The organism is Cyclobacterium salsum (genome assembly GCF_010119245.1).
In the GTDB taxonomy this organism is placed as follows: Bacteria; Bacteroidota; Bacteroidia; order Cytophagales; family Cyclobacteriaceae; genus Cyclobacterium; species Cyclobacterium salsum.
Genome location: NZ_WNKG01000003.1, coordinates 306,534 through 320,882 on the forward strand (window position 1 = coordinate 306,534; position 14,349 = coordinate 320,882).

Below are 14,349 nucleotides of genomic sequence, written 5' to 3' on the forward strand. Positions count from 1 at the left end.
AACGAAAAAACATGATACATGTATTTTATTTGATCCCATATATTTCCCTGCTTTTCAATTTGGTATTGGTTCCAAAAACGGAGTCCGGCCCTGTCCCACCTACACCAAACATCATCCTTATCATGGCGGATGATATTGGGTTTTCGGACATTTCAAGTTATGGGGGAGAGATTCCCACCCCTAACATCGATCGGCTGGCAGCGGAAGGGCTACGTTTTAGGCAGTTTTACAATATGGCAAAATGTGAGGTATCCAGGTCCGTCATGCTTACGGGCCTGTATGATAAAAACCCTGCTGCTCAAAGCATGGTGAGTCTGATCCGCAATGAAGGATACCAAACCTACCAATTTGGTAAGGAACACTTCCAGGAATGGGTGCCTGAAAGGTGTTATGCCAAAAATAACATGGACCAATCCTTAACCTTTTGGGCCACCACGGAATACTTTGTTCCACCTGATGGTAAGTTTTCACGACCATTTTATTTAAATGGTGAACGGGTAGAAGTTAAAGATTTGGAATTTGAGCAAAAACCATTTTATAAAACGGATGTATTTACAGATTATGCCGTGAAATACATCAAGAAAGCCAGTAAGGACAAAGAACCCTTTTTTTTATTTATGCCCTACCATGCCCCACATTACCCGCTTCAGGCAAGACCGGAGGATATAGCCCGCTTTAGAGGGAAATATAAAATCGGATGGGACGTACTTCGGCAGCAAAGGTATGAAAGGATGATTGAGATGGGCGTACTGGACAAAAATCATGAACTAAGCAACCCCACCTCCAACATCAATCAATTTCGCGGACACCCAAAAGGAGACGAGGAAATCAGGGCTTTGATCCCAAAATACAGGCCCTGGTCCGACCTTACTGAAGAAGAAAAGGACGCCCTAGATTTGGAAATGTCCGTTTATGCAGCGATGATCCACCGCTTGGACCTCAACATAGGAAGACTATTGGATACCTTGGATGAAGAAAACCTGACCGAAAATACATTGGTCATCTACCTTTCTGATAATGGGGCCTGTCCCTATGACAGCAATCGGGACTTTGATAGTCCTCCTGGAGGGGCTCATTCCTACCGGACGCAAACTGCTGCCTGGTCTAACCTAAGCAATACACCTTTTAGGTATTTCAAGCAATTTGGTCACGAAGGTGGCACACATACCCATTTTATCGCCCGATGGCCAAATGTGATCAAAAATGCAGGGGGCTTTATCAGCCAGCCTGGCCATCTGGTGGATATATTTCCAACCCTATTGGAAGTAACCGGGGGAGAATATCCGGAATGGGAAGAGGAAACCAAGGTCCCCCCGTTGGATGGTAGCTCACTTTTGCCATTGTTTGAAGGAAAAGAACGAAAGGAACCAGAATTTTTTATTTCTGGATTCGGTGAAAATTTCCGGATGTTCAGAAAGGGGGATTGGAAAATTGTCAGGAAAAATGGTGAGCCGTGGGAACTCTATAATATGGCAGATGATATGACAGAAACAACCAATCTGATGGACGAAAAGGAAGGTATCGGCAATTCCTTGATTGAAGAATATACACAACGATCAAAAACAACTGATAAATGATGGGAGATGGTGGGTTGGGCTAATTCTCTTGAGCAAACCATCAGAATTTTGTAAACAAATTGAGTACCCGACCATCAGTGGCCCAATTGATCCAAACCCCGAATATCGATCGCACTGGCAATGGGGAGGTGCTCTCTACCCAATGCAATTGAGTTTAGGGTTGGACTTCTGTTATCTTGAAAGTATTTTTTTGATTTTCGGTTTTCCTTAATAAGGAACTGGATACCGTTGCTCGGATCCAGCAACCCACTGGTTAATGATGAAAAAAACCTACCTTTGGCCAAAAATGTACCCATGAGCTTTACCAATCTCGGTCTTTCAATACCACTACTGGAAGCAATAAGCAAAGCAAAATACGAAAATCCCTTTCCTGTTCAGATCCAGGCAATACCTGCCATTCTAAGAAAGAAAGACGTTTGGGGCCTGGCTCCAACGGGATCTGGTAAAACAGCCGCTTATGTATTGCCGGTTTTGGAAATGTTTCAGGGGAAAACCGCTGTAAAGAGTAGGGCAGTCGCTGTCCTGGTGCTGGTCCCTACCCGGGAACTGGCCATTCAGGTCGATCAAACGGTAAAAACCTTTACGAACGGCTTGCCAAGGAACGTAAAATCCATGGCGGTGTATGGTGGGGTGTCCATCAATCCCCAAATGATACACCTGTACGGCACCGACATCCTGATCGGGACTCCCGGGCGCTTGCTGGATTTGCTTTCAAAAAAGGCTGTGGACTTATCCGCATTGGAAATACTGGTTTTGGACGAGGCTGACAAAATGCTGAACCTGGGATTTAAGGAGGAAGTAGATGAAATCTTGTCCGGATTGCCTAAAAAACGGCAGAACATCCTTTTTTCTGCGACGACGGAGGAGTCGGTAGCCGGCTTATCGGCCAACCTGCTTCACCAACCGGTCCGGATAGAAATCGGGCAAGATACCGTTTCACCCGCCCAAATCAAGCAATCGGCCTATTTGGTAACACCCGAAAACAAGGGGCCTTTATTGAGGTTTCTGATCAGTGAGGGAAACTGGACCCAGGTGTTGGTTTTTGCCAGTTCCAAACGGGCGGCAGATAACCTCGCCGCCAAATTAAAAAAACACGGAATACAAGCCCAGTCCTTTCATGGGGATAAAAGTCAGGCTGCCCGGACGGAATCGCTTCGGAATTTTAAACAAGGAAACCTACGGGTTTTGGTGGCCACCGACCTCGCCTCCCGGGGCATCGATATCCAGTTTCTACCCCATGTGGTCAATTACGAACTGCCCCGTTCCCCAAAGGATTACATTCACCGCATCGGTCGGACAGGCAGGGCGGGTTCAGAGGGAGAGGCTATTTCCCTGATATCGGAGGAAGACACGCATCATTTTAAGGTCATTCAGAAAAAAATGAAACGAATGGTCGAACTGATTGATTCAAAAAACCTGGGTTTTTGATAAGTCAAAACGCATGGCCCGAATTCAAAAAAACCAGGTCGGGTAAAAGTATCTTAGCATACCGGCAAAATGATGCTGTTCAAAAATAGGGTATCAATCGGGTCACGAAAAGATGTAAACCTTGAATAAGGTAGATGGAATTTTATTAAATAGAATCTGTAGATGGCCATTACAAAGTGCCATTTTATAGTTACTTTTTTTATAGAATATTTACGGTCAATATGAGGGTGAAGTGAGATACTATTCCCTGGATAGGGAATAAATGTAAAAATTGTTTCTATTCAGTTTAAATAGGTTTTGATAGTCGAATCTTCGCACATTGTATCCAATAGCTACAAAGAGTTAGTTGGAACTTGGTTAACCTAATTGAAAGGTGAAATTCTAATCTTGCCCGGCAAAGGTACTTTTAGCCTCTTCATTTCTTTTTCTTAGATAAAAAGAAACGAAGCAAAGAAAAATCAAGCCAGCAGAAATCTCCTCCCCGCAGTGCCGGTCGCCGCCTCGTTCTCTGGCAGGCCACCGCACTTCTAGCAATAGCGATAATTAAAGAATGCCATTATTGGAAATTTTGGACTTTTCTATTTTTTCTATACCCGATGGTGTTTTGATTGATGGATAGGGTTTTTGACAAGTCAAACTAATTATACCGGATTGGAATATGACTGGTTGGACCGAAGTATCGATAAAACACCGCCAAAATGATGCTGTTCAAAAATAGGTATTCTTCAGGTCACGAAAAGATGTAAACCTCGAAGATGGTAGATGTAATTATTAAATGGAATTCGTAGATGGCCATTACAAATGGCCTTTTCAACGTTATCGTTTCTTTAGTTTATTTACGTTAAAAAGAAAGGTGTAGTGGATACTACACCCGGATCGGCCATCCTATTTTTGCCCCTTCGGTTATAAGAACAAGTCAGGTTCCCGCTATTTTTAAAATCAATCTATTGTTAGAAGGAATCTTTTTCAGGAATAAAGTGGTGGTCTTGTTTCCCACTTTCCTCTCGTAAAATCGGGAAAATCCACCGGTCTGCTTTTGTCAGCTACGGAGGTTCCGGTGAGCGGGATAATGGCAGCACTTGTTACCGAATCGTACACATCCCAGTCCGGCTGTTTATTTTCCTGCAAGGCAAGTACCAGTCGGTGCCAGTTGATCGGCGTTTGGGTCATGCCTCCACTGCCATGTCCACGGATGGCTCCTCCTTTGCGTTCGGGAGGGGCGTAATTTTTCATAATTTCATGCGCATATTCGGCTAAATAGTGCGCTGCAGGTTCCCATTGATGTTCCTTTGGGCTTCTACCTTCAATATATATTCGTTGGGCATCCCTTTCCTTTAAATAAATTCCTTTGGTACCCTGAAGTCGGAAACTTTCCCTGGGGTGGGGGGTATGCGTGTCGTGGTTAAGGGTGACCATTTTTCCTTTTACGGTTCGGATAAGCGACGCGTTGTAATCCCCAAGCGCCATCTCTTTTGTCGCATACGGATGTTTTTCCCCGTACTGGGCTTTGGCATATTCATTGAGCATGCCCGATTTCGTACTCATGGAGACCAGGTAGTCAAACCTGTCCCCATGGTTGATGTCCAGTACAGGCATCATGTTTCTCATGGGATGGTCGGGGTAGAGGTTCCCGTTTTTATCTATGGCAGGTTGTAATCTCCACGGTTCTTCTTCCGGATTAAACTTCACCATTCTCAAATCATGTATATAGCCACTTTCTACATGGAGGATATCCCCTAATAATCCTTTTCGCACCATATTCAACATGGTCAGGTCTCCAAAACCACCCAATACGATACTTGCCCACTTACCGGTGCTTTCAAAGGTTTCTACCAATTCCCATGCTTCTTCAAGTGTCTGGGCAATGGGCACTTCGCAAGCCGCATGTTTTCCATTTCTCATGGCCGCCAGACATACCGGAGCATGGGTGTCCCAGGGGGTGGCACATATCACGGCATCCAGCTCTTCCTCCTCGCATAACCTAATAAAATCTGTTGGCCCCTTATCATAAAGCCTGGGGCTCGGTTGACCGGATTCCTCAATCCACCTTTTGGCCTGGTAAAGGTTTTTGGGATCGATGTCACAAATGGCAGGGACTTCTACCCCGGTAATTCCTAGTGCAGTGTCCAGGTGGTAAGAGCCTCTACCCCCAATACCCACAAACCCCAGTCTCAGATTCCGTTTGAGGCCCAAAGCCATCGATTGATTGGATAGTAAGCCTGTTGTAATACCTCCCAGGGCTAGCGTTGAAAGCTTAAGGAAATTTCTGCGGTCAAGATTATTCATCGTAATTTTTATTTGAAATGTAACACGTCGTGAAGTCTACTGGAGGATTCCTGGATACCATTTTTCGGCATTGGTCCGGTAAATTTTATCTACCACCGTCTTGGGCAATTTCAATCCCTTGAAGGTACCGGTGACTTTTGGTACCTGCATTTCTAGGTCCCCGGTAAAAAATTGCCAATGTCGTAACCAAACCTGATGGGCATGTTCCGAAATCTCTTCCGGTTCCGTTAATCCCTTCGCCTGTATGTCCGATGCACCGGCGCGCAAATCCGTTCCATAGAGGAGTCGGTCCTGGTAGGTAATGATGAAGTCGCGCACCCCTTCCCAATTGCTAACGGCCTGGTGTTGCAAATGGGAGATGCGTTCGGCCATATCCACGGCCATGTTGGGAAAGGAATCCAGTCTTTTTGCCAGTTCGTTTACATCGTATTCCAGGCTTCCCAAATGCGCGCCAACAAATCGCAGATCGGGATTATTGGCCAGCAGTTGATCCCGGGCAGCAATCTGCTCTTCATACGAGGGTAAATCCGGGAATTGATACATGTGGTACCGGGGGTTTTCCCGAAAATAATCCCGATCCCCCTGCACTGTCATTTCCTCCAGCGGCAACCAGGTATTTTTGGGCTCCCCAAGATGGCCCAACAGGGTAATGTCCTTTTCCATCAACAACTGCAGGATGGAATCAAAGGCAGGATCGGTAATCATTACCAGCTCATCCCTTTCATTTTTCAACTCCATGCCGATATTTTTCCACACCTTTACCGCTATAGCTCCCCTGCCAATGGATTTTTCCAAATAGTCCAGGGTTTTACTTTCCCAATCGTTGTTGGTAAATCCCTCCAGGGAAAAGGTCGTTCCATAGGAAACAATATCCGGAAATTCGCCGATGAGTTTCAACGAAAAATCTTCCTGTGCTTCCGGTGTCAGGTTTGGAGAGGTATACACACTTACGTTCAGCAGTCTAAACTTATCCCGGGCTGCCTGCCGTATAAATACGGTATCGAAATCCGTTCTCAGGTGTACATGGGCATCGATTTTTTCTATTTGGTCAAAATCTTCCAGGGAATAGTAGCTTTCTTCCATGATTTCAGGCGTTTCATTATTGCTTTTCGGTGATTGACAGCAAAAGGCGAGGGTGAAAAGACAGAAAGAAAAAACAAATGGTTTGCCTATTTTGGTGATTATTTTCATGGTTTTCGAAGGAATGTGGTAACGATTTTTTTCGGGTCCAGCTCCTTTCCTGTTGGATTGGACGAGGAGGTTTACCTCTGGTTTGGTATAATTTTAGAGAATTTTTAGGTTAAAAAAAAGGGTAGCACTTATTTATGAGGAGATTGCTGCGTTCGCCCTGCCGCAAGGTATGTTGTTTTCGGCACAAAATGAGGAAACAGGATCAGTTTGTCTAAAAATACCATTCTGTAAAAAACCGGAAGGGAAAGGATTTTTTCGATGGCAACATGACCATTCCTTCGTTTGATTGTAGGTCGGTTACTAAATAAAAGGGTTTTTCTTAACAAGATTTGCTAATTTTTAAATTTATACCGATAATTAGGAATTGAATTAAATATTTACCCAAAATAACCATCGTGAAATACCAGGAAAACCCTATTTCCTTTAGTGACCGCAATGAGCTTTGGCTTTCGTTACGAAATGGAGAACGAGAGGGTTTGGAAGGCTTGTACCGTCTATTTGCCCATGAACTTTTTAAGTATGGTCTGGCTTTGGTGAATGATGCCGATTTTGTGCAAGACTGTATTCAGGAAGTTTTTATTGATTTGTGGAAGTACCACCAAAATCTGCCGAAAGCAGATCATGTAAAAGTTTACCTTTTCAGGTCCCTCTCCCATAAAATATACCGGGAGAGCAAAAAGCGATCCAAATGGAAATGGGAAGAACTGGGGGAAGACGGCCCGCATCCATTATCCGTTGAATCCAAGGAGGGTGAACTCATTGGGATGCAGCAGGAAAAAAGCCTTCAAATCAAATTGGCGGCCGGGCTGGATAAATTACCCCTCCGGCAAAAGCAGGCGATCCAGTTGCTGTTTTTTGAGCAGTTTTCCTATGAGGAAGTTTCGAAAATGATGGGCATCAACCTTCGATCCGTATATACGCTTGCCTGGAAAGCCATCAGCAGCCTGAAAAAGTATGTGGTTTCAATGCTGGTAGGGTTATTCTTTTTTATTTGAAATGCCTTAAAAAATCCCCCAGCCCCTTTTGGTAAAGGGGGATTTGCTGAAAAGGAGATTTTTTGCTGAAATTGGGTAATGTGGTCGGGCTGAGGGTAGGCAAGGCGTTTGAAATACTGTAAATCCGATCGTGAACTAATCCCCCTTTCTAAGGGGGCGAAGGGGGATTTTTTCGTTCATTCCGTTTTTATACGCTGGCAATCGGGCTGAGGAAGGAAGCTTTTTGACGCCCCAAATCCGATCGCACACAAATCTCCCTTCACGGGGAAAGAGTCTTTCCCGACCAATGCCGGTAAGGGTTTCCTTAACTAAATACCAATAAAACAATATGTTATAAATTTACATGCCTGCAAAAATAATTTTTACTTTAGGAAAAGGCTGTCTTATTTAAGAGAGTTCCGCTGATGAGGTTTGGATGGATGCTTAGATGGATATTCTGTTTTAATCGTTTTACAGACGGTTAATACAGGCACTAAGGGCTTTTGATCCTTAGTTTATAGCTATTTTTAAAAAATATTTAAAATATTTTTCGTTTCTGAGGATAACTTTTTCATTCCCTTGTCTCCTTTGTATGAATACCAATTTTATGTGCAAGCGAGATTATACGACAGAAGATTTTGTATTGGACCCCGAATTCCAAAAGTGGGTCTTGTCCCCTGATAGTGCCTCCAAGAATTATTGGGAGGGGTATCTCAGAGAAAATCCCGTGAAGCAAAAGGACATGATGCAGGCCAGGAGACTGGTGCTGAATATGTCCAGACGGGCTAGGGAAGTAGAAGAAGGGCGCATAGAGGATACTTGGAATCACATTGACCAAGCCGTGGATAAACTGCAGTTGGAAATTCAGGACAAAAAAGTCATTCCACTCGATTCCTCAAGTACCCTAAGGCATTTTGAAAGCAGAAAGTCAACTGGTTACCAAAGGTCAATGCAATTTTACCGGCTGGTGGGCATATTGGTTGTTGCTTTTACACTGTCGTTCCTGGTTAATGTATTTTTCCCCCAGCCTGTCCCGAAGATCGTGGAAATTCCTGTGGTTTACGAGGAACACGTGGCCCCCCCGGGGGTAAAATCCAATTTGACCTTACAGGACGGTTCGAAGGTAGTCCTAAACTCGGGAAGTTCCCTCCGCTACATCAAAAATTTCGAAGCCCATCAGCGGGTATTGGAGCTGCAGGGAGAAGCTTTTTTTGAAGTGGCCAAAGACGTAAACCGGCCTTTTAGGGTGAAAACCGGTGCGGTCACCACGACGGCCCTGGGTACCTCCTTTAATATCAAAGCTTTTGACAAAGAACCCCTGGCTATTTCCCTGCTGACCGGTCGGGTGCTTGTACAGTGCGATTCGATACTTTCCCAGCCGGTTGATTTGCAAAAAGGTGAAGGGGTGGAAATTGATTTAAAAAAATTGGGGATGAAACGAGTAATTTTTGATCGGGACCGGGTCCTGGCATGGACCAAAAAAACCATTGTCTTTGACCACAGCCCCATGTGGGAGATAAAACGGGTGTTGGAAAACTGGTATGGTGTTTCCATTCGATTTTCTAATTCACCCCATCCGAATCTGGAAGTTTCGGGCCGGTTTCAGGACCAAACCCTGAAAAACGTTTTGGAAGGGCTGAGCTATTCGGCCCGTTTTGAGTTTACCATCGAGAAGGACCGGGTAACGCTGGTATTTAACTAAGTACTGCCTATGAAGAAAAAATAAGAGTCAAAAAGGAAAGGGACCTACCTGCGTCAACAAGTAAGTCCCTGATTTTAAGCGGAATGAGGGACGGCCATCCCTCATCCGACAACTGTTTATTTATGCAAAACAAACGCTGTAAAGATATGAAAAAATGCCTACTAAAGCATGTGATCTACATGACGAAATTATTTACACTCGCCTTCACCCTACAATGCCTCAGCATGAGCTTATTGCTTGCCTGGAACGGCAATGCACAGGTGAAAAGCATCGAAGATGTACCGGTACACCTTTCCTTAAATGAAGTAAAGGTGGAGAAAGCCTTTAAAGAGCTGGAAAGGATTACGGAATTCAATTTTGTATTTGCCAACAGGGAAGTCAGTGACAGCCCTTTGATAAGTGTGGATAGCCAAGGGGAAAGTTTGTATGACCTATTGGTATCCATTGCTTCGCAGTCCCATTTAAGTTTCAAGCAGGTAGACCAGAACATCCATGTGAAAAAATCCGAAAAGGAAAATTTGATCACCTTGGTGGAATTTGAGGACATCACGATTTCAGGTACGGTTACCGATGAAAATGGGGAGCCATTACCCGGGGCAACAATTTCCGTATTGGGCACTAGCATTGGTACTGTTTCAGACATAGACGGAAAGTATTCAATTACCGTTTCGGAAGAAGCTACTGTGGTATTTTCTTATATAGGGTATGAATCCAAATCAATAGTGGTGGGTACACAAAATATGATCAATGTCACATTGAGTGAAGACCAATCCTCATTGGATGAAGTAGTGGTTACGGGTTATGGAACCCAGGAAAGAGCTAAGGTTACCTCAGCTATTTCTGAAATAAATACCGCTGAGTTAAAAAGTTTACCAATAACTCAACCAGGACAACTTCTACAAGGAAGAGCTTCTGGAATAACCGTTAGAGACAATAATGGCGCTCCCGGATCAACACCAAGTATTCAAATTCGTGGCATTGGTTCTATCAATGCCGGTGTTTCGCCACTTGTTGTTATTGATGGCAACCCAGTGGGTGATATTCCATCCAGTTTAAGTGCTAACGATATTGAAAAAATCACTGTCCTAAAGGATGCAGCATCCACTTCAATCTATGGTGCTAGAGGTTCCAACGGTGTTGTTTTGATAGAAACCGTTAGAGGTAAGGAATCTCAGGGCCAGGTTGAATATACAGTAAGCGGGGGGTATAACTATCTACCCCAAAAGTGGAGACCAACTTTTTTAAATGCACAGCAGTATGCACAATATAACGTAGAGCGGGTTCAGGAATTGAATGCCCGAAATAATACATCTAATCCAGTCCCTCAAATCTACCTTGATGTTTTAGCCGATCCCAATTATGGACCAGGTACCAATTGGCAGGATGAAGTTTACCAGGAGGGTTCTGATGCGGGGTTTCAAAGTCATAATCTTACTTATAGGGGTGGTAATGAAAAGCTTAGAGGAGCTGTATCCGCTGGCTACTTAGATCAGGATGGATTATTGCCTAACACCGATTTCAAACGGTATTCACTACGAACCAATGTAGATGGCAAATTTAGTGAATGGTTGAGTGCGGGAGCCAATTTATCAGTTTCACATACAGAAAGTAATGAAACTCCTCAGTTGGGGTCCAGAGGAATTTCTATGACAGCGATGACTTTAAGCCCATTGAAATCACCTTATGATGCAAACGGGGACCTTGTTCCATATATTGATGGGGATTCTCCCGGATATTTTTCATTTGCAAATCCATTGTTTAAGTCAAAGGTATCTAAAGACCAGTCCATAACTCGGGACATTTATGCCGGAATGAATTTAGATATTAAAATCATGGAAGGTTTACATTTCAGACCCCGGGTTTATAGCAGGCTATTGACCTTTACGAATAATGTTTTTATCCCCACCACAGTGGGAAATCCTGCAATTGGCACTGGTGGAAGGCCGCCGCTAACCAATAGAGCTACCAATGTAAACTATGACATTTCAAACTGGGGAATTGATAATCTTTTAAGTTATGAAAAAATGATTGGCCAGCATTCATTTGGCGTTTTATTAGGGCAAACCGCACAGAAACAGTCTGGACAAACGTCTTCAATAAATGCATCCAATTTTCCCACCGACAATAATATCAATTATCTGGAAGCATCCCAGGTTTCTGCTTCGGTTACTGATCGCAGCAATTGGTCACTGTCTGCCCTTTTTGGAAGGTTGAATTACGACTTTAATGGTAGATATCTTGCCGAAGTGAATTTCAGGCGAGAAGGGTCTTCCAGATTTGGGGCCAATAATAAGTATGGAAATTTCCCTGCTGCGTCAGTCGGTTGGAGAGTTTCAGAGGAAGGTTTTTATCCCAAAGATTTTTTCATTAACGAGATGAAGATCCGGTCAAGTTTTGGAATTACTGGAAATAGTGCTATTGGTGATTTTGACCAGTATGGACAAATCTTATCTATTCCTAATTTGAATAACCTGAACAATAATTACAATTATGTATTAAACAACGCAATTGTTACAGGAAAAACACTTACAACACTTGGTTCAGAAAATTTGAAATGGGAGACCTCCAGACAGATTGATATTGGCATGTCTTTAGGGTTTTTTGATGACCAATTCGGGTTAAAAGTGGACTATTATGAAAAAATCACCGAGGACATGCTATTTAATGTTTCTGTGCCACAGGCTTCAGGTTTTTCATCTAATAGGATCAACATTGGTGAAATGGTTAACAAGGGTTGGGATTTTGAGGCTGTTGGAACCCATCAGATAAACAATTTTATGTGGAATGGTAACCTAAATGTTTCACTATTGCGGAATGTAGTCACATCGATGCCAGAGCAGATTGAAAGGATTACTATCGGTGACAATATTACAGAGGAAGGATTACCCGTGGGATCATTATGGGGTTATCAAATAGATGGTATTTTCAATACACAGGACCAACTGGATAATCCTGATCTATATGGATATCCGGGAGCAAAGGACTTTGGAGCATATATCTATAGAGATGTAAACGGTGATGGAATTATTAACGCTCAGGACAAGACGAATATTGGTAATCCACATCCCAGAACCGTTCTAGGTTTTAATAATCAATTTGTATATAAAGGCGTATCACTTTCTATATTAATGACAGGATCATTTGGCTATCAAATAGCCAATGCATTATACGAAGCATCTTATAATGAGGTAGGAAGATGGAATGTAGATGAGGCATTCCTGACAAGATGGAAATCTCCCGAAAATCCAGGTGCTGGGCGCATTCCAGCTATTTATTATCCGGGACAACATTTTGTGTCAAATATATATGTGGAGAACGGGGATCATCTTTGGATAAAGAATGTAACACTTGGCTACCAATTGCCTGCCTCATGGGTTGATAGATCTGAATCTGTATCTAATGTTCGGTTTACACTCAGTGCTCAGAACCTATTTAGGTTCACTAATTATACGGGTTATAATCCCGAAGTAAGTCAACACGGTGGTTCTCCTACTAGAATTGGTGTGGACGATTTTTCATACCCTGTTCCACGCATCATTACCATAGGAGCAAGTATCACACTTTGATCATTTATTAATAAAATTAATTAATCATGAAAAAATATACCATTACACTGAATATACAATTTAGATTTATTGTACTTGCCGTATTTCTTGGCTCTGGTTGTAGTGAAGATTTCTTAACCGTTACACCAAATCATTATATCACAGAGGCTGACTTCTTTCAGACTGATGATGATTTTATTCAGGCAACAAATGGAGTATATGGAGACCTTCAAACTTTTACTTTGAGTGCCCATATTTTACAGGAAGGTAGATCTGATAACACAACTTATGATAATGCTCTCGATCAGGGAGCATTGGGGGGTGCTGCGCAACTTGGATTTTTGGATCAATTTAATGAAACCTCCGATTCCAACTCCATTTCCGGTCCATGGAACCAAATATACAATGCGATAAAGGATTGTAATTTTCCCCTTAGTTATTTGGAAACAGCAACTATCGACCCAGATTTGGCACGGAGGATAGAAGGAGAATTACGATTTTTTAGGGCCTACTTTCATTTTATTGCAGTACAATACTGGGGAGATGTTCCACTGCTTTTAGAACCTATAACCACAGCAGAACAAGCATTTGCCATTGAAAGGACGCCTATTTCAGAAGTTTACCAAGCGATCATAGCGGATGTGCAATTTGCAATTTCCTCATTAGAACCCAGTTATACAGGAGGCAACAAGGGGCGTGTTACTAGTTATGCAGCCAAAATGTTGTTGGCTAAAGTATACATGACAAGTACAGATTATCGCGATTATGGTTTGGCTCAACAAGAATTGGAAGATATAGTGAATTCCGGTCTTTTTGAAATCATTCCAAGCTATGCTGATCTTTTTGATCCTGCTATGAAAAATAGTAAGGAGTCAATTTTTGAAGTGCAGTATTTAGATGGGACAGCCGGAGAGGCTAGTAATTTTATTTACCAATTTGCCCCATTCGGTTCTAGAGGGACTGTTTTTCTTGGACCAGGAAATGGTGGAGGAAGAAACATCCCGACTTTGGATATGATCAATACATATGAGGTCAATGATCTTAGAAAGGATGTTTCAATAGGATATTTTGATAGGGGTACACTTTCAGTACCTTATGCGAAGAAGTACGACAATGATGTTGACCCAGATTTTGCTACAACACCAGACAACTGGCCAATATATCGCTATGCAGATGTACTCCTGTTATTAGCTGAAGCCATCAACGAGCAGGCATATAATCCCGGATTGCCTTTTACCTATTTAAATGAAATCAGATCCAGGGCCAATTTGCCCGATCTGACCACTACTGATTTGCCAAATCAGGATGCTTTTCGAACGGCAATAGCTCATGAAAGAAGGGTTGAATTGGCATTTGAAAATCATCGCTGGTTTGATCTATTGAGAACTGGCAAGGCGATAGAAGTCATGTCAGCCTATGGACAGGTGGAATTGGCTAATCCTACAACTCCCCCACCAAATTTTCTGCCTTTTGATGAGAATAGCTGGGTGATAACACCTAACAAATTGTTGTATCAATTACCTAGTGAAGAACTGAATTTAGCACCGTTTATCCAGCAAAACCCAACTGATTAATAACATAAGGAGTTTGAAATGCAGACAATGCTTTAAGTCGTTACATTATCTGGATATTCTATAATAAGAAAA

8 protein-coding genes are annotated in these 14,349 nt (G+C 42.8%); 6 read left to right on the top strand and 2 right to left on the bottom strand.

Annotated elements, in window-relative coordinates; genetic code table 11:
- The first annotated feature begins 11 nt into the window (after window positions 1-11).
- Together GJS45_RS06735 and GJS45_RS06740 are read left to right on the top strand one after the other, a co-directional pair.
- The gene (locus GJS45_RS06735) at window positions 12-1,577 is read left to right on the top strand and encodes an arylsulfatase (protein WP_162340706.1); all 1,566 of its coding nucleotides are present in this window, start codon (window positions 12-14) and stop codon (window positions 1,575-1,577) included.
- 294 nt (window positions 1,578-1,871) lie between these two features.
- Window positions 1,872-3,005 (top strand): DEAD/DEAH box helicase, encoded by a 1,134-nt coding sequence (locus tag GJS45_RS06740; protein WP_162340707.1) that lies wholly within the window; start codon window positions 1,872-1,874, stop codon window positions 3,003-3,005.
- A 966-nt stretch (window positions 3,006-3,971) separates the two neighbouring features.
- Here the strand turns inward: GJS45_RS06740 and GJS45_RS06745 are convergent.
- Together GJS45_RS06745 and GJS45_RS06750 are read right to left on the bottom strand one after the other, a co-directional pair.
- Window positions 3,972-5,291 carry a Gfo/Idh/MocA family protein gene (locus GJS45_RS06745; RefSeq protein WP_162340817.1) on the bottom strand — a complete coding sequence of 440 codons (1,320 nt, stop codon included), beginning with the start codon at window positions 5,289-5,291 and terminating at the stop codon, window positions 3,972-3,974.
- Between the two features lie 36 nt (window positions 5,292-5,327).
- Window positions 5,328-6,482, bottom strand: coding sequence for an amidohydrolase family protein (locus GJS45_RS06750; protein ID WP_235954652.1), 1,155 nt, complete (start codon window positions 6,480-6,482; stop codon window positions 5,328-5,330).
- A gap of 395 nt (window positions 6,483-6,877) precedes the next feature.
- Here GJS45_RS06750 and GJS45_RS06755 point away from each other — a divergent pair, with 395 nt between their 5' ends.
- From GJS45_RS06755 to GJS45_RS06770, 4 genes are all read left to right on the top strand, one after another.
- On the top strand, window positions 6,878-7,477 hold the full coding sequence (locus tag GJS45_RS06755) for an RNA polymerase sigma factor (protein WP_162340708.1): 600 nt from the start codon (window positions 6,878-6,880) through the stop codon (window positions 7,475-7,477).
- A gap of 586 nt (window positions 7,478-8,063) precedes the next feature.
- Window positions 8,064-9,158: a FecR family protein gene (locus GJS45_RS06760; RefSeq protein WP_162340709.1), complete on the top strand. Its 1,095-nt coding sequence runs from the start codon at window positions 8,064-8,066 to the stop codon at window positions 9,156-9,158.
- 122 nt (window positions 9,159-9,280) lie between these two features.
- Window positions 9,281-12,724, top strand: a complete 3,444-nt coding sequence (locus GJS45_RS06765; RefSeq protein WP_162340710.1) for a SusC/RagA family TonB-linked outer membrane protein — start codon at window positions 9,281-9,283, stop codon at window positions 12,722-12,724.
- 26 nt (window positions 12,725-12,750) lie between these two features.
- Window positions 12,751-14,277 carry a RagB/SusD family nutrient uptake outer membrane protein gene (locus tag GJS45_RS06770; RefSeq protein ID WP_162340711.1) on the top strand — a complete coding sequence of 509 codons (1,527 nt, stop codon included), beginning with the start codon at window positions 12,751-12,753 and terminating at the stop codon, window positions 14,275-14,277.
- Window positions 14,278-14,349 lie beyond the last annotated feature (72 nt).

What these genes read in the sequence shown, in the direction of transcription:
- GJS45_RS06735 (WP_162340706.1), top strand. Translation starts at nt 12, where the DNA reads ATGATACATGTATTTTATTTGATCCCATATATTTCCCTGCTTTTCAAT.
- GJS45_RS06740 (WP_162340707.1), top strand. Translation starts at nt 1,872, where the DNA reads ATGAGCTTTACCAATCTCGGTCTTTCAATACCACTACTGGAAGCAATA.
- GJS45_RS06745 (WP_162340817.1), bottom strand. Translation starts at nt 5,291, where the DNA reads ATGAATAATCTTGACCGCAGAAATTTCCTTAAGCTTTCAACGCTAGCC.
- GJS45_RS06750 (WP_235954652.1), bottom strand. Translation starts at nt 6,482, where the DNA reads ATGAAAATAATCACCAAAATAGGCAAACCATTTGTTTTTTCTTTCTGT.
- GJS45_RS06760 (WP_162340709.1), top strand. Translation starts at nt 8,064, where the DNA reads ATGTGCAAGCGAGATTATACGACAGAAGATTTTGTATTGGACCCCGAA.
- GJS45_RS06765 (WP_162340710.1), top strand. Translation starts at nt 9,281, where the DNA reads ATGCAAAACAAACGCTGTAAAGATATGAAAAAATGCCTACTAAAGCAT.
- GJS45_RS06770 (WP_162340711.1), top strand. Translation starts at nt 12,751, where the DNA reads ATGAAAAAATATACCATTACACTGAATATACAATTTAGATTTATTGTA.